The sequence below is a fragment of the Janthinobacterium sp. PSPC3-1 genome (assembly GCF_049896105.1).
Classification (GTDB): Bacteria; Pseudomonadota; Gammaproteobacteria; order Burkholderiales; family Burkholderiaceae_D; genus Janthinobacterium.
On record NZ_JAFCTQ010000009.1, the window covers coordinates 115,128 to 140,625 of the forward strand.

Annotated in this window: 21 protein-coding genes; 7 read left to right on the forward strand and 14 right to left on the reverse strand. The window is 65.2% G+C overall.

Features of this window, described 5'->3' with window-relative positions:
• Window positions 1-13: 13 nt before the first annotated feature.
• Window positions 14-823, reverse strand: a complete 810-nt coding sequence (locus ACP7B7_RS12195; protein ID WP_065309213.1) for a Crp/Fnr family transcriptional regulator — start codon at window positions 821-823, stop codon at window positions 14-16.
• A 396-nt stretch (window positions 824-1,219) separates the two neighbouring features.
• On the opposite strand from ACP7B7_RS12195, the gene ACP7B7_RS12200 reads away from it, so the two are divergent.
• Complete coding sequence (locus ACP7B7_RS12200) at window positions 1,220-2,908, forward strand: peptide chain release factor 3 (protein ID WP_308925788.1); 1,689 nt, start codon at window positions 1,220-1,222, stop codon at window positions 2,906-2,908.
• Between the two features lie 53 nt (window positions 2,909-2,961).
• Here the strand turns inward: ACP7B7_RS12200 and ACP7B7_RS12205 are convergent, their stop codons facing one another.
• Window positions 2,962-4,854: a putative bifunctional diguanylate cyclase/phosphodiesterase gene (locus ACP7B7_RS12205; protein ID WP_426076835.1), complete on the reverse strand. Its 1,893-nt coding sequence runs from the start codon at window positions 4,852-4,854 to the stop codon at window positions 2,962-2,964.
• A gap of 526 nt (window positions 4,855-5,380) precedes the next feature.
• Between ACP7B7_RS12205 and rnk the strand changes: the two genes are divergently transcribed.
• Window positions 5,381-5,788: a nucleoside diphosphate kinase regulator gene (rnk, locus tag ACP7B7_RS12210; RefSeq protein ID WP_308921793.1), complete on the forward strand. Its 408-nt coding sequence runs from the start codon at window positions 5,381-5,383 to the stop codon at window positions 5,786-5,788.
• A 165-nt stretch (window positions 5,789-5,953) separates the two neighbouring features.
• Here rnk and ACP7B7_RS12215 read toward each other — a convergent pair whose 3' ends face one another.
• From ACP7B7_RS12215 to ACP7B7_RS12225, 3 genes are all read right to left on the reverse strand, one after another.
• A complete protein-coding gene (locus ACP7B7_RS12215; RefSeq protein WP_426076836.1) occupies window positions 5,954-6,982 on the reverse strand; it encodes a transporter in 1,029 nt (342 codons plus the stop codon).
• 125 nt (window positions 6,983-7,107) lie between these two features.
• Entirely contained in the window at window positions 7,108-7,815 is a 708-nt protein-coding gene (locus ACP7B7_RS12220) for a hypothetical protein (RefSeq protein WP_426076837.1), read from the reverse strand.
• Window positions 7,816-7,994: 179 nt separating this feature from the next.
• Window positions 7,995-8,243: a hypothetical protein gene (locus ACP7B7_RS12225; RefSeq protein WP_426076838.1), complete on the reverse strand. Its 249-nt coding sequence runs from the start codon at window positions 8,241-8,243 to the stop codon at window positions 7,995-7,997.
• 320 nt (window positions 8,244-8,563) lie between these two features.
• Here ACP7B7_RS12225 and ACP7B7_RS12230 point away from each other — a divergent pair, with 320 nt between their 5' ends.
• The 5 genes from ACP7B7_RS12230 to ACP7B7_RS12250 all read left to right on the forward strand — a co-directional run bounded on the left by ACP7B7_RS12230 (window position 8,564) and on the right by ACP7B7_RS12250 (window position 15,357).
• Window positions 8,564-10,864, forward strand: a complete 2,301-nt coding sequence (locus tag ACP7B7_RS12230) for a hypothetical protein (RefSeq protein WP_426076840.1) — start codon at window positions 8,564-8,566, stop codon at window positions 10,862-10,864.
• Window positions 10,865-10,883: 19 nt separating this feature from the next.
• Window positions 10,884-13,211: an SUMF1/EgtB/PvdO family nonheme iron enzyme gene (locus ACP7B7_RS12235; RefSeq protein WP_426076841.1), complete on the forward strand. Its 2,328-nt coding sequence runs from the start codon at window positions 10,884-10,886 to the stop codon at window positions 13,209-13,211.
• 46 nt (window positions 13,212-13,257) lie between these two features.
• The gene (locus ACP7B7_RS12240; RefSeq protein WP_426076842.1) at window positions 13,258-13,983 is read left to right on the forward strand and encodes an SIMPL domain-containing protein; all 726 of its coding nucleotides are present in this window, start codon (window positions 13,258-13,260) and stop codon (window positions 13,981-13,983) included.
• An 82-nt stretch (window positions 13,984-14,065) separates the two neighbouring features.
• Window positions 14,066-14,464 (forward strand): OsmC family protein, encoded by a 399-nt coding sequence (locus ACP7B7_RS12245; RefSeq protein ID WP_308921786.1) that lies wholly within the window; start codon window positions 14,066-14,068, stop codon window positions 14,462-14,464.
• Entirely contained in the window at window positions 14,461-15,357 is an 897-nt protein-coding gene (locus ACP7B7_RS12250; protein WP_426076843.1) for a pirin family protein, read from the forward strand. Before ACP7B7_RS12245 ends, ACP7B7_RS12250 begins: the two co-directional genes overlap by 4 nt.
• Before the next feature lie 3 nt (window positions 15,358-15,360).
• Here ACP7B7_RS12250 and ACP7B7_RS12255 read toward each other — a convergent pair whose 3' ends face one another.
• The 9 genes from ACP7B7_RS12255 to ACP7B7_RS12295 all read right to left on the reverse strand — a co-directional run bounded on the left by ACP7B7_RS12255 (window position 15,361) and on the right by ACP7B7_RS12295 (window position 25,394).
• Complete coding sequence (locus ACP7B7_RS12255; RefSeq protein ID WP_426076844.1) at window positions 15,361-17,793, reverse strand: TonB-dependent siderophore receptor; 2,433 nt, start codon at window positions 17,791-17,793, stop codon at window positions 15,361-15,363.
• 111 nt (window positions 17,794-17,904) lie between these two features.
• Window positions 17,905-18,873: a FecR domain-containing protein gene (locus ACP7B7_RS12260; protein WP_426076845.1), complete on the reverse strand. Its 969-nt coding sequence runs from the start codon at window positions 18,871-18,873 to the stop codon at window positions 17,905-17,907.
• Entirely contained in the window at window positions 18,870-19,379 is a 510-nt protein-coding gene (locus ACP7B7_RS12265; RefSeq protein WP_426076846.1) for a sigma-70 family RNA polymerase sigma factor, read from the reverse strand. Before ACP7B7_RS12265 ends, ACP7B7_RS12260 begins: the two co-directional genes overlap by 4 nt.
• Window positions 19,380-19,444: 65 nt before the next feature.
• The gene (locus tag ACP7B7_RS12270; protein WP_426076847.1) at window positions 19,445-20,044 is read right to left on the reverse strand and encodes a metal-dependent hydrolase; all 600 of its coding nucleotides are present in this window, start codon (window positions 20,042-20,044) and stop codon (window positions 19,445-19,447) included.
• 371 nt (window positions 20,045-20,415) lie between these two features.
• Window positions 20,416-22,002 carry an FHA domain-containing protein gene (locus ACP7B7_RS12275; protein ID WP_426076848.1) on the reverse strand — a complete coding sequence of 529 codons (1,587 nt, stop codon included), beginning with the start codon at window positions 22,000-22,002 and terminating at the stop codon, window positions 20,416-20,418.
• A gap of 229 nt (window positions 22,003-22,231) precedes the next feature.
• Window positions 22,232-23,089 (reverse strand): class I SAM-dependent methyltransferase, encoded by an 858-nt coding sequence (locus ACP7B7_RS12280; RefSeq protein WP_426076849.1) that lies wholly within the window; start codon window positions 23,087-23,089, stop codon window positions 22,232-22,234.
• Window positions 23,090-23,186: 97 nt separating this feature from the next.
• A complete protein-coding gene (locus tag ACP7B7_RS12285; protein ID WP_426076850.1) occupies window positions 23,187-24,116 on the reverse strand; it encodes a PP2C family protein-serine/threonine phosphatase in 930 nt (309 codons plus the stop codon).
• A 151-nt stretch (window positions 24,117-24,267) separates the two neighbouring features.
• Entirely contained in the window at window positions 24,268-24,735 is a 468-nt protein-coding gene (locus tag ACP7B7_RS12290) for a glycine zipper 2TM domain-containing protein (RefSeq protein WP_426076851.1), read from the reverse strand.
• Between the two features lie 119 nt (window positions 24,736-24,854).
• A complete protein-coding gene (locus tag ACP7B7_RS12295; RefSeq protein WP_308921776.1) occupies window positions 24,855-25,394 on the reverse strand; it encodes a GNAT family N-acetyltransferase in 540 nt (179 codons plus the stop codon).
• Window positions 25,395-25,498 lie beyond the last annotated feature (104 nt).

Here is a 25,498-nt window from a genome sequence, read left to right on the forward strand (position 1 = left end):
GGAGCTGCCGTGATCAGCAGCGGGCGACGTCGCGCAGCAGGCGGTCGTATTCGGTCTTGGCGACCTTGTAGCATTCGCCGGCGTAGTCTTCCAGGCCAGCGCGGTCCAGCACCGTGATATTGCCGCGGCGATAGTGGATCAGGCCTTCATCCTGCAGCTTGCCGGCGGCGGCCGTAATGCTTTCGCGGCGCACACCCAGCATGATCGAGATCAGTTCCTGGGTCACCTTCAATTCGTTCGATGGGGAGCGGTCCAGGCGGTCCAGCAACCAGCGGCACAGCTTCTGTTCGATCGAGCTGTGACGGCCGCCAACGGCGTTCTGCGCCATCTGGGCGAACAGGGCATTGGTGTAGCGCATCAGCAGCTGGGGCAGGGCGCCGCCCTGGTTGAAGGCTTCCCGCAGGCTTTGCGTCTTCAGACGGTAGCCGTAGCCGGCGCTTTGCACGACTGCCGTGCACATGGCGCGTTCACCGGCCACCAGCGACACGCCGACCACGCCTTCATGGCCGACCACGGCGATCTCGGTGGTGGCGCCGTCTTCCATCACGTACAGCAGCGAGACGATGGCGGTGGTCGGGAAATACGTATATTCCAGGCAGTTGCCGTAGGCGTACAATTCTTTGCCGAAAGGCAGTTCCACCAGTTCCAGGTGCTCGAACAGCGATTCGAGCGCGGCGCGTGGCAGGGCGCCCAGCAGTTCATTCTGTTGCGCGCTGCTCAGGCTGATCCGCGACCCAAGCTTGATCTCGCGTCCGGCCGCAGGCATGGCGTGTGGCAGCATCTGGTTCTTTTGGACCGGGGCGTTCAGTTGAGTGTGGTTCATATTCTTCCTCGCAGGCTTTTTTACATCGGAGTGCGTCGGCTACGTCGTGGAGGAGGGTATTTTTCCCACCGCACAGTGCAGATCGCGATGTAGCTACTTTAAGGGCGTATGTAATTGGCGAACATAAGATTAGCAGTCGCCACTTTGTAGTCTCAATTGAGGTTGCTTTGTAGTCCCAGTCCTACGACCGTTCTGTTGACCGTCATGCTTGCGACATTGTGTGACATTTTGTGATAGCGCTGGCTTTAATTAATGCCATGCAATATGGCGCCCGGCTGATCTCACTTGACGCGGCGCCAGTATTTGCCGTCTGCCAGAGTGGAACAGTTCACACGGAAGGGCGTTCCTTCTGTAAAATCGAGGGTTTTTTGCGAGGGCCATATCATGGTCACCAATATGGCCAACGAGAACGACATCAACACCCCCGATTCCACCGACATCGAGGCCGGCGCGGAGCCGTCCGCAGCCGCTGCCGCGAGCAGCAAGGCGCCGGCCGTGATCGCGCGCGAAGTGCAGCGCCGCCGCACCTTCGGCATCATTTCCCACCCCGATGCCGGCAAGACCACGCTGACCGAAAAACTGCTGCTGTTCTCGGGCGCGATCCAGATGGCCGGTACCGTGAAAGCCCGCAAATCGGGCCGCCATGCAACGTCCGACTGGATGGAGATCGAGAAGCAGCGCGGCATTTCCGTGGCCTCGTCCGTGATGCAGTTCGAGTTCCGCGACCACGTGGTGAACCTGCTCGACACCCCCGGCCACCAGGACTTCTCGGAAGACACCTACCGCGTGCTGACGGCGGTCGACTCGGCGCTGATGGTGATCGATGCGGCCAAGGGCGTGGAAGCGCAGACGATCAAGCTGCTGGCCGTGTGCCGCATGCGCAATACGCCGATCGTCACCTTCATGAACAAGATGGACCGCGAGACGCGCGATCCGCTGGACCTGCTCGACGAACTCGAATCGGTGCTGAAGATCCAGTGCGCGCCCGTTACCTGGCCGATCGGCATGGGCAAGAACTTCCGCGGCGTGTATCACTTGCTGAACGACGAGATCATGCTGTTCAAGGCCGGCGAGGAAAAGGCCGACGGCGCCTTCGAGATCATCAAGGGCATCGACAACCCGCGCCTGCAGGAGATGTTCCCGCTCGAGATGGACCAGCTGCGCATGGAAGTGGAGCTGGTGCATGGCGCCTCGAATCCGTTCAACCTGGAAGAGTTTTTGTCCGGCGTGCAGACGCCGGTGTTCTTCGGTTCGGCCATCAACAACTTCGGCGTGCGCGAGATTCTGTCGGCGCTGGTCGACTGGGCGCCGGCACCGCGCGAGCGTGACGCCACCGTGCGTTCGGTGGCGCCGGCCGAGCAGCCGTTTACCGGCTTCGTGTTCAAGATCCAGGCCAATATGGACCCGGCCCACCGCGACCGCATCGCCTTCCTGCGCGTGTGCTCGGGGCGTTTCGAGCGCGGCATGAAGGTCAAGCACTTGCGCCTGGGCCGCGAGATCAAGGTGTCGAACGTGGTGACCTTCATGGCCTCCTCGCGCGAACAGGTGGAAGAGGCGTACGCGGGCGACATCATCGGCCTGCCGAACCACGGCAACATGCAGATCGGCGACAGTTTTTCGGAAGGCGAGCTGCTGACCTTTACCGGCATCCCGTACTTTGCGCCGGACTTCTTCCGCTCGGTGCGCATCCGTAATCCGCTGAAGATCAAGCAGCTGCACAAGGGCTTGCAACAGCTGGGCGAAGAGGGCGCGGTGCAGGTCTTCAAGCCGGTGCAGGGCGGTGAACTGGTGCTGGGCGCGGTCGGCGTGCTGCAGTTCGAAGTGGTGGCCAGCCGTTTGCTGAACGAATACGGTGTCGACGCCGTGTTCGAAGGCACCAGCATCAGCAGCGCGCGCTGGGTCAGCTGCGACGACAAGCGCATCCTGCAGGATTTCGAGAATGCGCTCGGTCACAACGTGGCCTACGACGCGGCCGGCAACATGGCCTACCTGGCGACGTCGGGCGTGAATCTGCGTCTGACGGAAGAGCGCTGGCCGAAACTGAAATTCCACGCCACGCGCGAGCATTCGGCCAAATTGGCGTGATGTTGTCGGATTACGGCCTTCGGCCTAATCCGACACCATTGTTGGCTCCACCATCAAACCGTCATCACCGTCCTGCTGCTCCAGTCCCTGCGCTCGAGCAGCAGGGCTGTGAGCTGCGCCGCCGTCATCGGCCGCGCAAAATAGAATCCCTGCACGTTGTCGCAGCCGGCGCGGCGCAGGAATTCCACCTGCTGCGGCGTTTCCACGCCTTCGGCCACCACTTTCAACTTCAGGCTGTGCGCCATCGCGATAATGGCCGTGACGATCGCTTCGCCTTCGCCGGGCAGGTCGTGCACGAAACTGCGGTCGATCTTCAACTGGTCGATCGGCAAGCGCTTCAGATAGGACATCGACGAGTAGCCGGTGCCGAAATCGTCGATCGACAGGTGTATCCCCGTTTCCTGCAGGCGCCGCATCAGTTCCACGTTGGCCGGCACATCGTCCATCATCACGCCTTCCGTGATTTCCAGTTCCAGCAAGCCGCGCGGCAGCTGCGTTTCGTGCAGGATGGCGCGAATATCGTCCATCAGGCCCGGTTCGCGCACCTGGCTGGCCGACAGGTTGACGGCCACGTGTTCCAGTGAATCGAGCAGGCCGGCCTTGCACCAGGTGGCCGCCTGGCGGCAGGCGGTGTGCAGCACCCAGCGCCCCAGTTCGACGATCACGCCGCTTTCCTCGGCCACGGCGATGAATTCGGCGGGGTTCATGGGGCCCAGCTCGCGGCAGTTCCAGCGCAGCAGCGCTTCGACGCCGACGATGCGGCCGCTGCGCAGATCGACCTGCGGCTGGTAGTGCAGGTACAGTTCCTGGTCCTGCAGCGCGCGGCGCAGGTTCGCCTCCACGCGCAGGCGGCGCTGGGCGCGCAGCTCCATGTCCGCCTTGAACACGGCGTAGCGGTTCTTGCCCTGGTGCTTGGCGTGGTACATGGCGGTGTCGGCGTTGCGGGTCAGGGTCGCCACGTCGCGCGCGTCGAACGGATACAGGCTGACGCCGATGCTGGCGCTGACATGCAGCTGGTGGCCGTCTAGCGCGAACGGCTCGGCCAGCACGGCCAGGATCTTGCGCGCCACGCTGGCCATTTCGGAGGCGTCATCGGCCGGCTCGACGATGACGACGAATTCATCGCCGCCGATGCGGCAGATGACATCGGTAATGCGCAGCACCGCCACCAGGCGCCGGGCGACCAGCTTGAGCAGGTGGTCGCCGCAATGGTGGCCCAGGGTGTCGTTGACGATCTTGAAGTTGTCCAGGTCCAGCAGCAGCAGGCCCACGCTGCTGTCCTGGCGGTCGGCGCGCGCCAGCGCATAGGCCATCGCCTCGTTGAATTCATGCCGGTTCGGCAGCTCGGTGACGGAATCGACGTGCGCCAGGTAATGCAGGTGATTTTCCGCCTGCTGCGCGGCGCGGCGCGTGCGGCGCACCATCAGCACCGCGACGCAAAAGGCAAACAGGCTGACCAGCGCCGTGAAGGTGGCCGACTGCATCAGGCTGCGGTACAGCGGGGCCAGGCTGGAACGCAGCAGCAGGGCGCCGCCATCGGGCAGCCTGGCCAGCAGGGTGGCATTGCCGTCACCCCAGGCAAAGTGCATGCCGTGGACGGGCGCCGCCGGTGCAATATCGTTGCCGCTGCGGGCAAAGCGGGCAAAGGGCAGGCCGTAGGGCGTGTAAACCAGCGCCTGCTCGATGGCGGGCGCCCCCGCCAGCGGCGCCAGCAACTGTTCGGCCGCCAGGCGGTCTTGCCGGCGCAGTGCGTCGGCCACCGGCGTGGCCAGCATGGCCGCATGGACTTGCAGGCTGCGCCCGAGTGCGCCCTGCAGCGCATGGAGCTGGAACAGCACCAGCATCACGCCGGTCACCATCATCAGCGCGGCCGCGGCCAGCAGATTGAACCTGGCCACGCGGTCGCCGCGCATTTTTGCCGATGGCAGCGACGGGCTCGCCATCATGTTGTCACCCACCCCGGACGGCCTCATGCCGCGTGGCCCCGTGTGATCCTGCCTTGCCCTGCCATACTTTAGGTTCCAGTCTGGTAAAAACCGCTGTGCGCCGGAACGCTCAACGTGTCGTGAAGGCCGGCATCTTGTCATTTCGCGCCAGGAAAGTACAGCGCAGGCCGTAATTTTTTTGTCGCTGCGACAAAAATATGTGGAGTATCTTTATATTAATAAAGAATGTCAAATTTTAATCTTATCCTGGGTCCGCCTGTTTTTTTGTTGCCGAGGCTGCTTTTCAAAAAGCTTGATCGAGGCGCATGGCAACATAAAATTCTTCGTGGCAACGAGATATTCGGCTCGGCTTTCCCGGTTTTTACTGTTATTTCTCGATAACTCCTTGATTTTAATAAATTTTAAAGAAAAACCGCCAAACGCTCTGGCCTCGGCTGTCAAGTTCGTCCATAATCGCGCTGATAATCGAGGCCTTTGTTGCCGCTTCAAGCCGGCCGCCACCTTTATATTCATCAGCGAGGATATCTTGGAAAAAAAACCAAAAATCATTTTGTCGTCACAGGACCTGGAACGACTGGAAACATTGTTGTATGCATTGGGAAATAATCTGTCACCCGACAAGGCCGCCTTGCTCGAAGAGCTGGGCCGTGCCGACGTGCTCGAACCGCAGGAAATTCCGCCCACCGTGGTGACCATGAATTCGACCGTGCGCTTCACGGTCGAGAACAAGGAGGAATTTCGCCTGACCCTGGTCTATCCGAAAGACGTCGATGGCCAGCCTGACCGCATCTCGGTGCTGGCCCCGGTCGGCAGCGCATTGCTGGGACTGTCGGTCGGCGACAGCATGGCCTGGCCGATGCCGGGCGGCGTGGTCAAGGTCACCATCGAGGAACTGCTGTACCAGCCGGAACGGGCCGGCGAATTCCACCGTTGATCCCTTAGAGCCTATCCCAGTAGATGAATACGCCCCCTGCTGGCGCCCCTCAGAAGCGGGGACTGCGTTGCTCGTCGTTGCATGGCTCGCCATGCGGCCTCCTCGCGCCTTGTCCGCGCTCCTGATGAGCTGCAAGCAGAAGACGCTCACTACTGGGATAGGCTCTTAGCTGTTCTTCTGCATCCGCACCACCAGCCATCCCGCCACCACCGTAAAGGTCAGGATAATGGCGACGATGATGGCAAAGCCGTGCGGGTGCTGGGCCAGCGGGATGCCGCCCACGTTCATGCCCAGCATGCCGGCGATGATATTGATCGGCAGGGCCAGCACCGTGACGATGGTCAGCACATACAGGCTGCGGCCATTCTCTTCATTCACACGCGCGGCGATTTCCTCCTGCAGCAGCTTGATGCGTTCCTGCAGCGAGGACATGTCGCTCAGCACCACCGAAAATTCCTCGGTCGACTGGCGCAGTTCCAGGCTGTCGAGTTCCTGCACCCATGACGGCGGCCGTTGCAGCAAGCGGAACAGGGCGGCCGGCTCGGGCGCCAGCAGGCGCTGCAGCCGCACCAGCACGCGCCGCATGGCGCCCAGGTCTTCGCGCTTGGGCACCAGCCGCCCGGCCAGCAGATGGTCTTCGATATCGTCTACCCTGGCCACGGCGTCGCGCACGATATTGACCAGCACATCGGCCTGGTCGCGCAGCAGATGCACCAGCAATTCCACCGACGAGCGTATCGGCTCGTGATTCTTGATCACGGCCTGGCGCAGCCGCTCGATCGACTGCAACGGCGCGCGGCGCGCCGTGATCACCAGGTCCTGCGCCACGCTGGCCCACATGGTGGAAATATCGGATGCCTCGAAGCTGAAATTGTGCACCACGTCGTTGACCACCGCGATCAGGGTATTTTCCGCCTGTTCGATGCGCGTCGAGCGCGAACCCTGGTGCAGGGTTTCATAGAATTCGTCGGCCAGCCGGGTGTGCGCATGCAGCCATTTTTCGCTGGCCGCGTGCGACAGATTGAAATGCAGCCAGACGAATTCGTTCGGCTGGCGTACGGCGCCGGGCGCCAGCCAGGCCAGCGCGGCGTCCGAGTCCAGCGCCAGCGGCTGTGATTGGCGGCCAAACAGGAAGCCCCAGACCAGGCCCGAGGTGTCCGAGCCATAGGTAAAACCGGCAGTTTCCATCGCCATCGTGATTATGTCCCGCACAGATAAAATGATCGTCGCGCGAGTATGAGCCACAAACATGACCGGCATATGACAAAGGCCACCGCATGCGGTGGCCTTTGTCGTTGTCAACTCAACGATCAATACGATCAATAGCGGCGCGGATCGTTGGGGCGGTGGTCATCGCGGTTCGGCACGCCGTCGCGGTCGTTGTCCCGGCCATGATCCCGGCCTCGGCCATCGTTGTTGTCGTGGCGGTTCGGGATGCCGTCGTGGTCACGGTCGCCGTTCGGGCCACGCTGTGCCCAGCGGCCTTGTTCCATCTGCCAGCGGCCATCGCGCTGGTTCCAGGACGGCGCCGTGTAGACGTAGCCGGGACGTTCGGCGATCCAGACGCCGGGGGTCCAGTCGTAGCGCTGGGCGCGCCATTCCCAGTGGCCGGGCGCCCATACATAGCCGCGGCGTTCGCGCGGTATCGCTTCGCGGCGCGGTGGCGGCGGGGCGATGCGGATTTCGTCATAGCGCACCGGCTGCGCCACGGTGACCCAGCCGCCGCGGTTCAGGCGCCAGCGGTTGTTCTCTTGTATCCATTCGGCGCGGCGGTACTGGTTGCCGCTGCGTTCGCGCAGCCATTCGCCGTTGTTCCAGACGTGGCGGCGGCCGTCCCAGTTCCAGTAGCCCGGCGCCCAGACATAGCCGCGTCGCGCTTGCGGCACGCTTTCGAACCTCGGTGGGGGCGGGGCGTTGCCGACGACAATGCTGACGCCGACCTGGTTTTGCGCCATGGCTTGCGCTGGCAAGAAGGCCGCGCTGCTGATGGCGAGCATGGCTGCTGCGTAGAAGGTGATGGGTTTCATGTGCGTCTCCATTTCGGTGATTGCGTGAAATGGACTATAGCGACTTGCCGGCGCTGTTTGCGGCTTTGAATTAACTTATTACAACTGACACAATGCTGTGCGGTGGTGTATCAGGCGATACATCCGCATGGCCCGGCGCGTGCCGGAAAACGCCGGGCGCGGTGCTCGTCATGCGCCACTCACAGGATGCTGGCGGTGCTGTTGCCTTGCTGGCTCTCTGCCCGGCCCTGGCGTTCCTCCAGCAGCGACAGCTGCTTTTCCTGCGGCGTCAGGCGCTTGGCGGTGACGGTCACGACATGCATGGCGCTGGCGGACTGGGCCGTGTTGGCTTTCGCGGCAGGCGCCTGCAGGAAGCTGACATAGCTGGCCGAGCAGGCGATGGCGACGGCGACGGTGAAGATGGCTTCGACGTTTTTCAGGGTTTTCATGATGCGTCCTTTCGGCTGGCGGGTGGGGTATGGATGTACTGTAGCCATGCGCCCCGCAGGCCGCCACGCGCTTGCGACCAGCCGCGATTTTTGCGGCATCAACGGCAAAAAACGGGCGCTGAAATGCGTGGCCGGGGCCACCGCTCGAATTGAGGGGGAAACAGGCCTGTATCCTGCCCTATGAAGCTAATTGCCATGTGGCATCATTTACAACTGGGCGGAAGTGCGCGCGCGTTTGACGCGCCGCGCTGCGCTGGCGGCGCTGCTGCTAGAATCGACGTCGCAGCTTGCGCGGATCACATCATCATCAGGAGTCACACATGTTCCAATTGTTTGGTTTTGGCGGCGCCCGGTGCCCCCGTTGCGAACACAAGAATGCCGCGGCCGCAGGGTATTGCGCGCAATGCGGCCTGTCGCTCGGCACACCCGGCAACGACGCCGTGCTGCATGCCAACCAGTGGCGCCTCGCCGACGATCAGCTGGCCCTGTTCTTTGGCGTGCGCGAGCTGTCGTCGCTGTTTGGCGGCGCCGGCAAGCGCCTGCAGGTGCCCGAGCAGGCGCGCGCCTGGATCGTGCAGTCGGACGCTTTCACCTTGATACCTGCTGGCGACTATGACAGCGCCGCCTTCTTTGCGCGCCTGCCGCAGCTGCTGCCGGCGCGTCCGGCCGAAGTGCTGATCGCGCGCGCCGCGCCGCTCTCGCTGGCCTTCGAACTGCCTGCGCTGGCCAGCACCGAGCAGCTGCAGATCGCCGCCACCTTCCAGGTCGAACTCGCGCTGGGCCAGCCCGACGCGTTTGCGCGCCAGTTCATGCGCGCGCCGGGCGCCGTCACCCTGGCCCATCTGCATGCCTTGCTGCTGCCCTCGGTACGCCAGATCGCGCTGGAATTTACCGGCAGCCGCGCGCTGCGCGAGATGGACGCCAACGCCGACCTGCGGCCGCAGTTCAACGAGCGCCTGCAATCGTCCCTGACCCAGCGCCTGGCCCCCTCGGGCCTGGCGGTGGCGCGCGTGGATACCGTGGCGCTGCGCCACGACAAGCTGGCCATCGACGAGACCTGCATCGGCACCTTGTGGCTGGGCGGCCTGCAGGCGCCCGACGGCGAGGCGGCGTTGGAACGCGGCCGCCAGCTGGACCAGCTCTACGATGAGGAAGAACTGCAGCGCATCGCGCGCGAAGCATTGACACTGCGCCACGCGCAGCGGCGCCTGGAACTGCAGCAGGACGCCAAGGTGGGGCAGGCGGAACTGGCGCACCAGGAAGCCGAACGCCTGCAAGCGCTGCGCGGCCGCCAGATCGACCTGTACGGCCGCATCCTGGAAGCGAAATCGCAGCGCCAGGCGCTTGACCATGGCGCCGCCGTGGCGCTGCAGGAGCTGAAGCAGGAACTGGCGAAAAAGGGCGCGACGCACGCCGATGAGGCGGCCGAATGGCAGCATGTGCGCGCGCTGGCGGCCATCAAGATGCGCAGCGAACTGGAATTGTCGCAGCTGAGCGGGCGCGAACAGCTGCAACTGGCGCAGCAGCGTTTCACGCACCAGGTGCATTTGCAGGCCATCGCCCAGCAGGTGGAAAGCGCGCTGCTGATCGACGACGAAGCGGGCCGCCGCGCCCAGCTGGCGCGCCTGCACAAGACCGAACAGGATGCGGCCCAGCGCGAAGCGCAGCTGGAAGCGGAGCAGCACAAGGCGGCCTGGCAGGGCGCCGTGCTGGCCACCGCCGCGCGCAAGCGCGAAGCGGAGCGGGTGCAGGAATGGGAAGACCAGATGCAGCTGGCGCGCCAGCGCGAACTGCTGCGCGCCGAGGCGCACAAGGACGAGGCGGCGCAGGTGCAGGCGGCCGAAATCGCCGAAAAAGTGGCCGTGCTGCGCCGTGGCGGCGCACGCGAGGACGCCGTCGCCCAGCAGGAAAAACTGCTGCGCACGATCGAGGCCGACGGCGTGCATGCGCGCCAGCTGCACCAGCAGGCGCACCTTGCGCAGCTCGACGCGCTGGCGATCGAGGAACAGCGCCAGCAGCTGCGCCAGCTGGAGCAGGAGGCGCAGTGGCAGCGTGATTTGCTGGCCATGTCGCAGCAGCGCGAACACGATTACGCGCGCTGGAAAAACGACTACGAAGCGCTGGTGGCGCAGCAGGCGCATGCGGCCGAACTGGCGCGCATCGATATCGACCGGATTGAAAAAATCGGCACCCTGAGCGACACCGGCAAGGTGGCGATGGCGGCCGGGCCGAATGCGGCCGTGCTGGCGCAGGTGCTGAAAACCCAGCTGCAGGCCGGCATGAGCGCCGAGCAGATCCACGCGCTGGCGGCGCTGGCGGCGGCCGAGAACAGCATCGCGCCGGAACAGGCCATGCGCATGGCGCAAGAGGGCGTGGCGCAGGAGCGCGCGTATCTCGAGGCGCAGGCCGAGCGCGAACGGCGCCAGCAGCTGGACCTGATCGCCTTGCAGAACGCCGCGCACAGCCATGGCTTGAGCGCGCAGGCGCAATTGGGCGTGGCGGTGGCGCAGGCGGTTGCCGGCGGCGCGCCGGCGCGCTGCTGCAGCAATGGCCATGCGCTGCGGGCCGGCCATCCGGAAGATAAATTCTGCGCCGCCTGCGGCGTGGCAGTGCAGCCTTGATGGAAGCCCAGTACGCCAGATGATGCAAAAAGCACGAGACAAGCTGCGAGAATTGCGCGCCCTGCACGACGACGGCCTGCTCAGCGAGCAGGAATTCGAACGCCGCAAGAACGCCATCCTCGACGCCGAATACGCGCCGCCCGGCGCCGCGCCGGCGCCAAGCACGCCGCCGGTACGCCAGGGTACCGAGCTGGGTTTCATGACGGGCCAGGAGATCGGTCCGCAAAACCGCCGCTACCGCCTGGAGCGCCTGATCGGCACCGGCGGCATGGGCCAGGTATGGCAGGCCACCGACCTGGCCACGCATGCCGAATTGGGCAGCAGCGAAATGGTGGCGCTGAAGATCCTGCCGCCGCAGCTGACGCAAAGCGCCACCCACGCGCGGCTGCTGATCGAGGAGGCGACGCAGGCGCGCAAACTGGCGCATGAAAACATCGTGCGCGTGTACGAATGGGCGCAGGACCCGGCCACCGCGAGCTACTTCATCATCATGGAATGCCTCGATGGCGAAGACCTGGAACACTATCTGGGCCGCCAGGGGCCGCTGCCGCTGGCCGCGGTGCAGGAACTGCTGCAGCCGGTGGCCGACGCGCTGTCGTATGCGTGGGAAAAGCACAAGCTGGTGCACCGCGATATCAAGCCGGGCAATGTCTTTTTGACGAGCAAGGGCGACATCAAGCTGCTCGACTATGGCATCGCCTCGCGCGTGCGCAATGCCGGCAGCAGCCTGGGGCTGGAAACACCGAACGCGGGCACGGAAGGCTATCGCGCGCCCGAGGCGGGCGCCCACCAGCGCCAGCCCAGCCCGCGCCTGGACGTGTATGCGGTGGCGGTGATGATCTACCAGATGCTCGAAGGGCGCATGCCGTTCGATGGCGCGCGCACGGCGGAACAGCTGCCATCGGCGCCGCAAGCGCTCAAGGCGGCCCAATGGCAGGTGCTGCAGAACGGTTTTTCGATGACGCCGGAACTGCGCCCGCAATCGGTGCTGGCCTTGCTGGAAATGCTGGAACGGGCGGCCGGGCCATCGCCCGAGGAGCTGGCCGAACAGGCGCGCCAGGAACGCGCGCGCGCGGCCGCGCGGCAAAAGCAGGCGGCGCTGGACGCCGAGCAGGCCAAGGAGGAAGCGCGCCGGCGCGAGGAAGAACAGGAACAGCGCCGCAAGGCCGAAGCCCATGCCGCGGCGCTGGAAAAGCAGCGCCAGGACAAGCTGCGCCGCGAGCAGGAAGCCCAGCGCCAGTTCGAAGCGGAAGAGGCGCGCAAGCTGCGCAAGGAAGCGCTGCGCGGCCAGCTGCGCGCGCGGCGCGAAGCCGATGCCGCCACCGCCCTGCAGGAGCACCAGCAACTGCAGCGCAAGGCGATCCAGGCGAAAGCCGAGGCGGCCTACCGCGCCGAGCAGGAAAGGGCGCGCAAGGAAGAGGCCAGCCGCGCCGCCGCGCCGGCGGCGCCTGCGCCTGCGGTGGCACCCGTCACCGAGACACCGGAGGCGCAGCCGCCCGCGCCGGTGGCTGCGCCCACCGGCCTGCTGCGCGACGATTTTCTCGATGGTTCCGGCCAGGGGCCGGAGCTGGTATGCCTGCCCAGCGGCCGTTTCCAGATGGGCGCGAGCGACGAAGAACACAAGGCCGCCTTGCAGGCCGGCTCGCAGCAGGGCTGGCTGGAGCGCGAAAAGCCGCAGCACTGGGTCGGCATCGAGCGCGGCTTTGCGCTGGCGATCCACCCGGTCAGCGTGGGCGAGTGGCGCGCCTTCGTCAAGGCGACCGGCTGGGAACGGGCAGGCGCGGAAACCGACTGGGACAATCCCGGCTTCGTGCAGAACGAGCAGCATCCGGTGGTCGGCGTGAGCTGGAACGACGCCCAGCTGTACCTGGCCTGGCTCAGCGAAAAAACCGGCCAGGTGTATCGCCTGCCGAGCGAGGCGCAATGGGAATACGCCTGCCGCGCCGGCACGCGCGGTGCCTTCAACGTGGGCGACACCATCAGTACCGAGCAGGCCAATTTCGACGGCCTGTATGTCTACAACGGCGGCGCGCGCGGCCAGTACCGGGGCGGCACCAGCGCCAGGAATACCTTCGCGCCGAATGCCTGGGGCTTGTTCGACATGCACGGCAATGTGTGGGAGTGGGTGCAGGACATCGTGCACGACAACTACGACGGCGCGCCATGCGACGGCAGCGCCTGGGAAGACGGCGGCGACACCAGCCGGCGCATCCTGCGCGGCGGCTCCTGGCTGTACCACCCGCGCTATCTGCGCTCGGCCATCCGCAACGGCTTTTCCATCGTGCTGTCGAACGATATCGTCGGCTTCCGCGTGGCGCGTCAGCTCGATCCCGAACTTGTCAAATAAGTCATCTTGCCCGATACTGCATCTTCCTTTCATCGCTGGAGATGCCGTGTTCAAGACTTGTTGGTTCACCTGTGTGCTGGCCGTCAGCGGCTTTTCCTTGCCCGCCGTGGCGGCCGACCTGCCTTCTTATCCCTTCATTCACGCCACCGGCACCGCCTTCAGCTTCGTCACGCCCGACCTGGGCGAGATCGATTTCGAGGTGGCGGTGTTCGACCCTTCGCCCGAGGCGGCCACCACGCAGGTGCAAGCGCGCATCACGCATATCAAGGCCTTGCTGGTCGAGCAGGGCTTGCCTGACGCGGCGGCCGGCATCGACGTGCGCGACGTGCGCAAGGAAATCCGCAAGGGCGCCGAGCAGGACCCGGCCAATCCGCAATACACCGTCAAGGCCAGCGTGCATATCAATGTGGCGGACCTGTCGAAGTGGCCGGTCGTGATGCGCGCCTTGCTGGACATGCCCAACCTCGACGCCTTCGCCGTCACCTTCGGCCTCACCGAGCGCGTGCGGCTGGAAGAAGAACTGGTGGGCGAGGCGGTCAGGGATGCGCAGCGCCGCGCCGACGCCATGGCGCGCGGCTTCGGCAAGCGCGTCGGCGCGGTGGCCGGCATCTCGTCGGACCAGCTGAAATACCTGGGCAACTCGGTGGGTCTGGTGCCGGCCGACCGATACAGCCGGGCCAACAGCCGCGAGCGGCAAAATCCCGAAGACATGCTGATGGTCAGCGCCGTCAAGATGGCGCAGACGGTCGATGCGCTGTTCCGCATCAAATAGCCCCCAGCTACCACTATGGCCGGGTGCGCAAAGCGGGCAAACGGTGTAAATTGTGGCTTTCCCAAACGCCGCAAGGAACGCCATGACCATCAAAGCCATCCGTGACCAGTCGCAACCCATGCGCCATATCGTGCACGTGCGCGACCATATCATTTCCGCCGACGGCTCGGTGGCCGAAGGCGGCGGCGATTCGGGCCCGTCGCCGCACGACCTGTACGACGCCGCGCTGTCGGCCTGCAAGGCGCTGACGGTGGTCTGGTACGCCAAGCACAAGGGTATTCCGCTGGAAAACGTGGAGGTATCGACCGAGCGCGACGCCAGCGAAGAACGCAAGGGCGTGTACCGCCTGGCCGTCAGCCTGCACCTGACGGGCGACCTCTCCGACGCGCAGCGCGAGGAATTGCTGGGCGCGGCCGCCAAGTGCCCGATCCACAAGCTGATGACGGCCGTCACCACCGAAATCACGACGGTGCTGGCATGAGCGCGGCCATCCTGAAAAGCCACGAAAAAGACCTGGGCGGCGGTTTCGTGGTGCGCCGCTTGCTGCCGTCCAGCGTCAAGCAGACGGTCGGCCCCTTTATCTTCTTCGACCATTTCGGCCCGATCGACGTGGCGCCCGACGCCAACCACGACGTGCGCCCGCATCCGCACATCGGCCTGGCCACCGTCACCTATCTGTTCGAAGGCGCGATGGACCATCGCGACAGCATCGGCTCGTACCAGCGCATCGAACCGGGCGCCATCAACTGGATGACGGCCGGGCGCGGCATCGTCCATTCCGAACGCACGCCGGGCGACCTGGCCGGCCAGCCGCACCGCACGCACGGCCTGCAGCTGTGGGCCGCGCTGCCCAAGGCGCACGAGGAAGACGAACCGAGTTTTACCCATACGCCGCAAGCCGACATTCCCGTGGTGACGCTCGATGGCGCGGTGGTAAAGGTCCTGATCGGCACCGCCTTTGGCCGGACGTCGCCGGTGCGCACCTATATGCAAACCGTGTATCTGGACGTGGCGCTGCAAGCCGGTCAGGAGCTGCGCCTGGACGGTTTGCCGGCGGAGGCGGCGATTTACCCGATCAGTGGCACGGTGCTGGTGGACGGCGTGGCGCTGGCGCCGCACACCATGGCGCTGCTGGAATCGAACGCAGTCCCGGTGGTCACTGCCGGCACCGGCCCGGCGCAGTTCGTGGTGATCGGCGGCGAGCCGCTCGACGGTCCGCGTTTCATTTTCTGGAACTTCGTTTCGTCGAGCAGGGAGCGCCTGGCGCAGGCGGGCGAGGACTGGAGCGCGCAGCGCATGGGGCAGGTGCCGGGCGAGACGGAATTCATCCCGCTGCCCAAGCCGCCCGCGCGCCCGGCACCGCAGTTTCTGTAGGTCTTAAAAACGCGCCCGCAAGGTCAGCGTAGCCTTGCGCGGCTCGCCATAGAAATTGCCCCAGGCAGGCGCGCCCACGGTCTGGTAGTAGCGCTTGTCGAGCAAATTGGTCACGCTCAGGGATGCCGTCCAGTTGCGGTCGATCTGGACCGCGGCGCGCGCGCTCCACAGCGCGTAGGCGGCCTGCGCCACCTTGATGTTCTGCGTGACGCGCGAACTCTCGGTCTGGACGTTGACACCGCCACCCACGCTCCAAGCGGCCAGCGCACCGCGTAAACGGTAGTCGCTCCACACGCGCAGCATATGGCGCGGCGAGTAGGTGCTGGCAAACATCACGCCGGCGCTCGAGGTCTGGTCCAGGTACTTGAAATTGTTCAGCGTGTAGCCGGCGAACAGCTGCCAGCCGCGCGCCACTTCGCCGCTGATCTCCGCATCCACGCCCTGGCTGCGTACCTTGCCGGCCGAGATATAGCATTCCGTGCCGCTGGAACAGGTATTGACCAGATCGAGTTCGGCGCGGTTGCGCTGCTCGATGCGGAACACGGCCAGCGAGGCATTGACCTTGCCGTCGAACAGTTCGCCCTTGACGCCCGCTTCCAGGTTGCGGCCCTTGAGCGGATCGAGCAGGGCGCCGGCGGCGTCGCGCGAGTTCTGCGGCTGGAAGATGTCCGAGACGCTGGCGTAGCCGGACCAGCGCGGGTCGAACGCATAGAGGACGCCGCCGTAGGGCGTGACGACGCCGTTTTCCTGGTACGGATCGCTTTCCGCCGCCCCCGTGATGCGGTTGATATTGCTCGATTTGTAGTTCGAGACGCGCGCGCCGGCCACCACCGTGAACGGGTCGCTGACGCTGAAGCGGGCCACGCCGTAGGCGCCGGTCTGGCGCATGCGGGTGATGGTGGGCGAGCCGCGGTAGCTGTGCTCGCGCAGCCAGGCGTCGCTCGGCTCCTCCACGCCATGATCGGGCTGCAGCGGATTGATGCCCTGGTTCAGCATCGCCAGGCTGAAATCGCTGTCGCCTTCCAGCCGGTTGGTGTTGACGCCGGCGCTGAAGCCGTGGCGGCGGCCGAAGGCATTGAATTTGCCATCGAGCGAGAGGTCGACACCCTTGTTGGTGGTGCCGTAGTCGAACACGCCGTCATAGCGCATCATGCCGGCCAGCGTGACCGGATTGATCGCGCCCAGGTTGAACATGTATTTCACGTCATGCCGCTCGCGCGTAACATTCGCGCTGGCTTTCAGCGACCAGTCGGCGTCGAAGCGGTGCTCGAATTCGGCGAAGGCGGCCGTCTGGCGGCTGTTCCAGCGGTTCCAGTCGGCGCCGATAAAGGTCGAGCGGGGCAGCTTCGAGTCCTGGCCGTTGCTGTACAGGGGCAGGCCGGAAAAGAACGGCGTGGAGCGCAGTTTTTCCAGGCTGGCGCCGGCCGTCAGCTTGCTGTCCGGCGCCAGGTCGAATTCCAGCACGCCGTACAGCACGTCGGTGCGGCTGTCGCCGACGTCATAAAAATAGTCGCGCTGGTCATGCGCGGCCACCACGCGGCCGCGTATGCTGCCCGATTCGTTCAAGGGGCCGGTGGCGTCGACTTCGCCGCGCAGCGCGTTCCAGCGCCCGCCCGTCACCGCCAGCTGCACCTGCTTTTCCGCCAGCGGGCGCTTGCGCACCATATTGATGGCGGCGCCGGGCGAGCCCGTACCCTGCAGCAGGCCGGTGGCGCCGCGCACCACTTCCACCCGGTCCAGCACGGCCGTATTGCTGGTAAAGCTGTTCGCCTGCGGGTAGTACATGGCGCGGTTGACGCCGTCGAACTGGTAGGTTTCGACCATGAAGCCGCGCGAATACACATAGCGCCCGCCCATCGGGCTGTCATACATGGTGATGCCGGTGGTATTGGCCAGCACGGCGTCGATCGTGGTCAGGTTCTGGTCGTCCATCTTCTGGCGCGTGATGACGCTGACCGATTGCGGGATTTCGCGCAGGGTCTGTACGCCCTTGCCGACGGTGACGGCGCGCGCCGCATATGAATTACCGTGTTCGCTGACGGGGTCGCGTTCCAGGCTGGCGCTGATGGTCACCGGCGCCATGGTCTTTTCGCCGCCGGCCTGCGCCTGCGCCGCTGCCGCCTGGCGCAGCACATAGCCGCCGTTGGGCAGTTGCACCGCTTCCAGGCCGCTGCCGGCCAGCAGCAGCGCAAAGCCTTGCGCCACGCTGTAGGCGCCGCGCACGCCGGGCGACTGCAGGCCGCGCGTTTGCGCCGGGTCGGTCGACAGGCTGACACTGGCGGCCACGGCAAAGTCGTTCAGGGCGGTCGACAGCGGGCCGGCGGCGATCGCGTAGCTGGCGCTGGCGCGCTGGCTTTGCGCCTGCGCCGGCAGGGCGATCAGGGCGGCGGAGACGGCGCAGCTCATGGCGAGCAGGGCGGGGGTGTTCAGGTTCATGCGTGAGCTTTCTGTGTTGGTGGGATGGTGGTGGCGTACATCGGCTGCTTGTCTGGTAAGCCGAAGCAGCGGCCCGAAACACCAACCCCAAAACACAAAAAAAAGTAAAAATCAGCCGGCAAGCGGGCCGACCGTGCCCCAGAAGCGCGTCACATACGTCACCTGCAAGCCGTGCGACGCGCACAGGCTTTCCAGCGCGGCGTCGATATCGTCGAGGCGATAGGTGCCCGTGACGCTTTGCCGCGCCACCCTGGCGTCGCAAGCGAGGTGGCCGCGCCGGTAGCGCGCCAGTTCGGCCACCAGGCGCGACAAAGGCCAGTCGGTGGCCACCAGCATGCCGCGCGTCCAGCTGTCCTGGTGGCGCGGCGCCAACATCACGCCGCCGTCGCCCAGGCGGGTAAAGCGCAGTTGCTGGCCCGCTTCGACGCGGCGGCTTTTGCCGGGCGCGGCATGGCCATGGCTGCGCACTTCCACCGCGTGCTCGAACACGGTCACGCTGCTGGCCTCGGCATCGCAGCGTACGGCAAAGCGCGTGCCCAGCGCGCGGATCACGCCGTGCACGGTGTCGACCAGGAACGGGCGCGCATCGGGCGCGGTGGCGATCATGATCTCGCCGCGATGGAGGCGCAGCAGGCGTCGCTTGGCGCTGTAATCGACGTCGGCCGCGCTGTCGGTATTGAGCTCCAGGGTGCCGCCATCGGCCAGCAGCACGCGCCGGCGCTGACCCGGCGCCGTGCGCAGCGCCGCCGTCCAGGACTGCCAGGCGTTGGATTCCATGCCGACCTGCCCCAGCTTGATGCCGCCGGCGGTGGCCACCAGCATGGCCAGCAGCTTGGCGGCCGCGCGGCGCCTCAAATGCGAGGCCTGCAGCGCCGGCAGCGCCAGGGAGGAGGGTATCGATTTCATCTGGCCATCCATCTGCCGCAGCAGATCCCAGGCGCGCGCATGTTCGCCGCTTTCGGCCAGCCACGCCGCCAGCGCTTGCGGGTCGGCGCCGCCGCAGCTCAGTTCCACATGCCAGTGCGCGGCCTGGGCCAGCACGGCGCGGGCGATCGGTGCTGTCGGTGCGACATGCGTCATGCGGCCGCCAGCACCAGGCATTCCGTATAGGCGCGCACCAGGTGCTTTTTCACGGTGGGCAGGGACACGCCCAGGCGCTTGCCGATGTCCACATAGCTCAGCTCTTCGATCTGCGCCAGCAGGAAGATGGTGCGCGTGCGCGTGCCCAGGCGCTCCAACAGGCGGTCGACCGCCAGCAGGGTTTCGATGATGATGGCGTGGGTTTCGGCCGAGATCGCCAGCGCCTGGTCCTGCTGCGCCAGCGCTTCCAGGTAGGCCTGTTCCAGCGCCTGGCGGCGGTAGCGGTCGACCAGCAGGCCGCGCGCGATCGTCGCCAGGTAGCCGCGCGGCTCGCGCAGCGGCCCCGCTTCGCGTTTGCCCAGCAGGCGCACAAAGGTATCCTGCGCCAGGTCGGCCGCGTCGCCGGCATTGCCCAGCTTGCCGCGCAGCCAGCCATGCAGCCAGCCGTGGTGGTCGCGGTACAGGGTATTCAGGTGCGGCAAGTGGGTGGTGCTGACGGTGCTCACTGCGGACTCCAGGCTGGATATTGAGAATGATACTCATTCATTATCCCATTGCCGTGGTGGCCGCGTCAATTCCCGGGACCCAGGCGCCACTCCCGCAGCCATTGCCAGGCAGTGTCGAGCGCTTTGACCATCCAGTCGGTCGACCATAGCGGCCAGCCTTGCACGAAGGCCGTGGCGCGCCGCAAGTGAATGCCGTCGAAAAACACATGGTCGGCCACGATGGTGGCGGCCAGCCAGGCGGCGGCGATCACGATCAGGTCGTGGCGGCCGCTTTTCCACCAGCGCAGCGAGTGGCGGCGGATAATCCACGGCACGCCCAGCGGATTGGGCCAGTCGGCCAGCAGATGCATGATGCCGCCGGCGGCAAAGCCGAACAGGGGCGGCGCCCACACATGGTGGGGCAGTTGCAGATAGGTGTAGACCAGCAGGGCGATCCAGGCCAGGCCCCAGTGGGTCCAGGTGCGGTGGGTGATCCACAGCCGGCGCGTGGGCGCCCACCAGGCCACTTCCAGCCAGTCGGGCGCGGTGCCGCCCAGCGCGCCCATCACGAATGCGAGCATGCTCAGCACCTGGTACGGGCCGCCGGCGTCAGCGTGGGCGACCAGCGCCGCGGCGATCACGCCAGCCGCCCAGCCAGTCGCATGGTGCGCTTTATTTGAAGCCATAGGAAATGTAAAACACGCTGCGCGCGCTGTGTAAAACGTCGGGGAGATTTGCTGGATGAATATACAGTACGCAAGGGCGTCATGCGAGGCAATTTGCACAAGATGACTAAATTATTTGTTAAATAATCTGTGCTTCAGCTCGTCTTAAGCCGGCGTGGCAGCCGTGCTGGACAGGAAACAGTGTTATTTGGCTGATAATGCATTTCGCGGCGCACGCGCTATGCTGGAATCCTGATCCATCCTGAGGCAGGTGACGCCATGAAAATTCCGCGCGAAATACAGATCCCGGTCATCGTGCTGAGCCTGGAGGCGATCTTTATCGTCGGTGTGGCGCTGATCTTCCTGGTGCTGGTGCCGAACTAGGCGTCTGGCTAGGCGGTGAGCACGGCGCTGTCGCACAGGCTGGCGCCTTCGGTGCGGATAATCCAGCATTCGGGATACGCTTCGCTGGCGAAGCGGTTATGGCGGGCAAAGCCGGCGAGCTTGTCGAGCGCGGTGGCGGGCGCCAGCGCGGTTTCCTTGCCGCTGGCGCAATCGAGGTGCCAGAAGCCGCCGTTGCGGTGGAACAGCACCGGCAGCGCCGCCGCCTGTGGCGCCAGGGTGTGCGGTGCCGGCACGACGACCGGGCGCGCTTCGGGCAGCAGCAGGTAAAAGCATTCCGCATGGGCGCCCTGATCGAGGCGGTGCAGGATCACGCCGTGCTGCAATATGGCCGAGACGCCCAGCACCACGATGCCCTTGATGCTGGCCGTCAGTTCGATGCGCATGCCCTGGCGCAGCGCCACGGGCTTGTGCTTGCCCGGCCACACGCCGTCGAGCAGCACGCCATAGCGCGACACGTCTTCGATGTCAAAACCCTGCGCGCCGCGGCGGATCACGGCGTGGCGGCCGGAAAGCCGGCGCGTCAGACCATTGTTGTCCTGGCCGTCGATGCTGAAATGGCTGAGCAGCACATCGGCTTCCGGATCGACCAGCTCGAAACGGCCCAGCATGCATTCTTCCAGCGCAAACAGGCGGATCTGGCGCTGTTCGCCCGCTTCCGGCGCGGCATTGACGATGCAGGCCGCCACGCTGGGGTGCGGGTGGCACTCGCTGGCGGCGGGCACGTCGACCTCGATCAGTTCCTCGTCCCAGGCGATGGTGGTAAAACCCATGTCGATCTTGCCTTGCGGCGCAGACAAGTCCACGTGGGCGATGCCGGCATTGCGCGCGGTGACGTCGAGATTGCAGCCGTCGCCGCCCGTCACGCGCGCGATCGAGGCGTCATCGGCCATCACGCGCACGTTTTTATGGGTGCTGAGGAAAATCTGGTGGATTTCGGTCAGGGTGGCGTCGCGGCGCGGCACCAGGATGACAAAGGTGCACACCCATTTCTGCGCCACCGCACCGTCCACGTGGCTCAGCACGTCCACTTCGATCTGGTATTGCCCGTGTTCCTTGTTGCGCGATGAAAACTCGACAAACACCGGACGCCAGTCGCCGCGCGTGGTGCGTACGACGTCGTGCTGTACCTGGCCGCGCGCGATCAGGTCCGAGCGCAGGCGCAAGCTCAGCTGCGGGGCGCATGTGGTGTCCATACCGCGCAATTCCATTTTCAGGGTTTGCCTCCCGCCGGCCGCGCGCGGATCGAAACCACTGATATGCAGATGGGTGGCCACCGGCGTGGCCGGGACGACAGCGGGCGCCAAGGCGGGAGCCAAGGCGGGAGCCAGGGCGGGGCGCATGACAGGCATGCTGACGGAATTGACGGGCGGCGACACCGCCAGGGGCAGGGAAACCACGGACGCAGGCACGCCCGCCGTCGCCGATTGCTCGGAACGGGCGTTGCGCATGGCATTCAGCAGGTCATAGCTGGTGGGCGCAAGGACTGGCTGCGGGTGGTTGCCCGCGCAGACCTGCTCACCAGGCAAGACCCAGAACGTACAGTGCGGGTGCTCCGGGTTGCTGCATTTTTTCATGTGGTGGAAACTCGACCGGGTGGGAGCGTGGCGCCCTCTGTTATACATGAGAGCTTACGCCCTTTTGACCTTGCTTGGCAACAAGCATGATTGCGCCACCGCCTGTTTTTTCGGCAGATGTGCAGTCTGGCCAACGTTCCACCCGGTATCCCCGGAAACCATTGCCTAAAATAATATTTTATGGATTTAAAGATAGTTATTTATTGCAATAGTGTATCTCTGCTCATGCTCAGTTCCTGCGCTTGCCGATCACCACTTCCAGGTACTCCGCCGGCACCACCAGCGAATGGGGTCCTGCTATGTTCAGGCTGTCGAGCAAGCTGGTCAGATCTTGCTCCAGCGCCCGTGCGCCATCGGGCGACAGTGCGGCAAACGCCTTGTGCACCGGTCCGTAGTAGTCGCGAAATACCTGTATCCAGTGCTGTGCGCTGGCGTAGCGGAAATTGAACAGCTTGCGCTGCGCCTGCAGTTGCCCGGGCGCCACGCCGAACAGGTCTTGCAGATAGTCGGTGGTGCCCCACAGCGCAGGCGACTTCAGGCCCGCGGGCGGCGGCACGTGCTTGCCGATCAGCTTGAACAATTGGCCGACCAGGCCTTCCGGCGTCCAGTTGGCCATGGCGATGCGCCCGCCATCGCGCACCACGCGCAGCATTTCCTGCGCCGCGCGCGGGTGGTCGGGCGCAAACATCACGCCGAAAGTCGAGATCGCCACATCGAAACTGGCGTCCGGAAACGGCAGCGCATCGGCGTCGGCCACGCGGAAGCTCACTTGCAGGCCTTCGGCATCGGCCCGCTCGCGGCCCCGTTGCAGCAGGGCCGGTACATAGTCGGTGGAGGTGACGCGCGCAAAGCGGCGGGCGGCCGCCAGGGTAGCGTTGCCATTGCCGGCGGCAATATCGATCACGTCTTCGCGGGCGCGGATATCGGCCGCTTCGGCCAGCGATTCGCCGACGATTTGCAAGGTGACGCCGATCATGGCGAAGTCGCCGCTGGCCCAGGTGGCTTGCTGGCGCTGGCGGATGGCGGCCATGTCGGGTGCGCCGGCAGGGGAGGCAGCGGCTGGCGTCGAGGAGGTGGAAGTGCTCATGATGGTCTCCTGGTGGTCTGTTGCGGTTCTGGTCAGACCACCTGGCGCGCACTTGGTTCGCCGCCGGGACGCTTGCAGGCGGCTGGGCGCCAGCAGGCTAAGGCTTGACGCGCAGCGCCAGCAAGGTGAGATTGTCGCTGTGCATGCCTGCCGGCGGATGCGACAGGAAATCGTCGAACAGCGCCTCGCTGGCCTGCGCCGCAGTGCGGCCGGCGCACAGTGCCGGCCAGCGGGCGAGCACGCTGGCGGGGTCCTGGCAGGACCAGAAGCCGTCGCTGGCCAGCAGATACACGGCGTCACGGCGCAGCCGCAGCATGCGGCGGTCGCCCAGGTGCGACAGAAAGGGCGGCAGGTTGGCCTCGTCCAGCGCATGCAGCGTGGCGCCCAGCACCTGCGGGTCGACGATGACGTTGCCTAGTATAAAAGCTTGCGAAATCTGCGGCTGGTGTTCGCCATACACCCGGCCGCGCCATTGCTGCTCGCCGATCACGCTGTGCATGGCGTACACGGTGGCCGGCACATGGTCGACGGTCAGGGCCGTGACGGCGCCATCGACCACTTCATACAGGCGCGAATCGCCCACGTGATACAGCAGCGGCGCTTGTTGCGGCGCAATTTCCAGCAGGGTCAAGGTGGTGCCGGGCGGCCGCGAGCGGGCTTCGGGGCCGGTATCGAACGCCGCTTGCAGGCGCGCGTGCAATTGGTCCAGCTCATGCGCCAGCGTGGCCGCGTCCAGGCAGGCCGGCATCGCCAGCAACCCCTGCACCGTGGCCTCGGCCGCCTCGCGGCCATGGCCATGGCCACCCATGCCATCGAGCACGGCCAGGCGCACATGGCCGGCCGGCCAGCCCGCCACCTGGCCACGCCAGGGCGTTTGCCCGACCAGGCAGGCGGCCTGGCCGGTGGCGTCGATCAGCAGGAAATTGTCCTGGTTCTCGCGCCGCGCCATGGGGCCGGCGCCCACGCTGCTGCCGGCGGCGGCATCCAGTCCCGGGCCGAAATCGAGTTCGTCTTTGATAAAGTGCATCGGTGATGGCGGCCCTGGTGGGTATCGATGTTGATAATTAATACAGCTTAGCTGATCTTGCCGAAGGACGATACCTTGCGTCTGTATAAATAAATGTAAAAAAACCTGCGGCAGCGTTGCTGGCGCAGGTTGTGTTCAGGCGCGGATGCGCTTAGCGGCGATGTCCCCAGCCATGGCCACGGTCACCACGGTCGTCGCGGTAGCCACGGCGGTCATCCCAGCGGTCGTGATCGCGGTAGTAGCCACGGCCCGGCTGTACGTACACGACCGGTGGCGGGCCGTAGTAGCGCGGTGGCGGCGCGTAATACACGGGGCGCGGCGCAGGCTGGTAGTACACGGGCGGCGGGCTCTGGTAGTACGTGCCGCGGTAGCCGCGGTCATAACCGCGGTTGTAGCCGCGATCATAGCCACGGTCGCCCGTGCGCAGGCTGTTGCCGACGGCGGCACCGATCACGCCGCCAACGATCGCGCCGTTGGTGCCGCCAGTGTTGTTGCCGATCGCCGCTCCGACGACGGCGCCGGCAACGGTATTGAAGTCGCGGTCACCGGCGGCCGTTGCTGCCGATGAGACAGCTACAGCCGCTACCATTACCGCACCCAGGAGTTTCTTGTTCAACATGGCATTTCCTTCCAATCCGGCGAGATCACAGTGATCTGCATGAATGAACTATAGCGGCCGCACAAAACTTGATCCATGTCTAATACAACTTATTACAATCCGAACCGGACCGTAACAAGTCAGCCGGGCGTACTCCGGGCCGCTTGCCACTCGGGCCGCAGCAGGCCATACATCTTGACGTCGCGCATCACGCCGTTGATGAAGAAGGCCTGGCGCAGCACGCCTTCCTGCGTAAAACCGCATTTTTGCGCAATCCGCTCGGAACCGGTATTGAGCGGATCCATCAGCAGCTCCAGCCGGTGATACGGGTAGGCCTTGAACAGGTAGTCGACCAGCAGCTGGGTTGCCTCGCTGGTATAGCCGCGCCCGTTGCGCTGCGGGTCGAACAGGCGGTAGCCGATCTCGCGGCTGCTTGGGGTGCGGCTCTTGAAATGGGTAATCGTGCCGATCATGGCCTGGTGCTGGTCTTCAATGATGAACAGCTCGCTGTCTTCGGTGACGAAGCCGGTTTGCATGAAGTCGCGCCGGATCGCCTCGGGCGACTTGAGTTGCGGCGAAAAGAATGCGCCGCGCGAGGGCAGGTCGTTGACCAGCGCGATATAGGTGGCCAGGTCGGCGGCCTGCAGGTGGCGCAAGCTGCACAGTGTTCCTTTGATCATGATATTTCCCGTAGCAAGGCAGGCCCCATGGTAAGCGATAGCGGCCGCGCCCGGCAATCGCCGGGTGTCAAAGTTGCTGCAAACAAAGATCAAATACGCTATCG

Excerpts from the sequence above, each read along its gene's own strand:
- ACP7B7_RS12195 (WP_065309213.1), bottom strand. The coding sequence starts at position 823 with ATGAACCACACTCAACTGAACGCCCCGGTCCAAAAGAACCAGATGCTG.
- ACP7B7_RS12200 (WP_308925788.1), top strand. The coding sequence starts at position 1,220 with ATGGCCAACGAGAACGACATCAACACCCCCGATTCCACCGACATCGAG.
- ACP7B7_RS12205 (WP_426076835.1), bottom strand. The coding sequence starts at position 4,854 with ATGATGGCGAGCCCGTCGCTGCCATCGGCAAAAATGCGCGGCGACCGC.
- ACP7B7_RS12215 (WP_426076836.1), bottom strand. The coding sequence starts at position 6,982 with ATGGCGATGGAAACTGCCGGTTTTACCTATGGCTCGGACACCTCGGGC.
- ACP7B7_RS12220 (WP_426076837.1), bottom strand. The coding sequence starts at position 7,815 with ATGAAACCCATCACCTTCTACGCAGCAGCCATGCTCGCCATCAGCAGC.
- ACP7B7_RS12225 (WP_426076838.1), bottom strand. The coding sequence starts at position 8,243 with ATGAAAACCCTGAAAAACGTCGAAGCCATCTTCACCGTCGCCGTCGCC.
- ACP7B7_RS12230 (WP_426076840.1), top strand. The coding sequence starts at position 8,564 with ATGTTCCAATTGTTTGGTTTTGGCGGCGCCCGGTGCCCCCGTTGCGAA.
- ACP7B7_RS12235 (WP_426076841.1), top strand. The coding sequence starts at position 10,884 with ATGATGCAAAAAGCACGAGACAAGCTGCGAGAATTGCGCGCCCTGCAC.
- ACP7B7_RS12245 (WP_308921786.1), top strand. The coding sequence starts at position 14,066 with ATGACCATCAAAGCCATCCGTGACCAGTCGCAACCCATGCGCCATATC.
- ACP7B7_RS12250 (WP_426076843.1), top strand. The coding sequence starts at position 14,461 with ATGAGCGCGGCCATCCTGAAAAGCCACGAAAAAGACCTGGGCGGCGGT.
- ACP7B7_RS12255 (WP_426076844.1), bottom strand. The coding sequence starts at position 17,793 with ATGAACCTGAACACCCCCGCCCTGCTCGCCATGAGCTGCGCCGTCTCC.
- ACP7B7_RS12260 (WP_426076845.1), bottom strand. The coding sequence starts at position 18,873 with ATGACGCATGTCGCACCGACAGCACCGATCGCCCGCGCCGTGCTGGCC.
- ACP7B7_RS12270 (WP_426076847.1), bottom strand. The coding sequence starts at position 20,044 with ATGGCTTCAAATAAAGCGCACCATGCGACTGGCTGGGCGGCTGGCGTG.
- ACP7B7_RS12275 (WP_426076848.1), bottom strand. The coding sequence starts at position 22,002 with ATGAAAAAATGCAGCAACCCGGAGCACCCGCACTGTACGTTCTGGGTC.
- ACP7B7_RS12280 (WP_426076849.1), bottom strand. The coding sequence starts at position 23,089 with ATGAGCACTTCCACCTCCTCGACGCCAGCCGCTGCCTCCCCTGCCGGC.
- ACP7B7_RS12285 (WP_426076850.1), bottom strand. The coding sequence starts at position 24,116 with ATGCACTTTATCAAAGACGAACTCGATTTCGGCCCGGGACTGGATGCC.
- ACP7B7_RS12290 (WP_426076851.1), bottom strand. The coding sequence starts at position 24,735 with ATGTTGAACAAGAAACTCCTGGGTGCGGTAATGGTAGCGGCTGTAGCT.
- ACP7B7_RS12295 (WP_308921776.1), bottom strand. The coding sequence starts at position 25,394 with ATGATCAAAGGAACACTGTGCAGCTTGCGCCACCTGCAGGCCGCCGAC.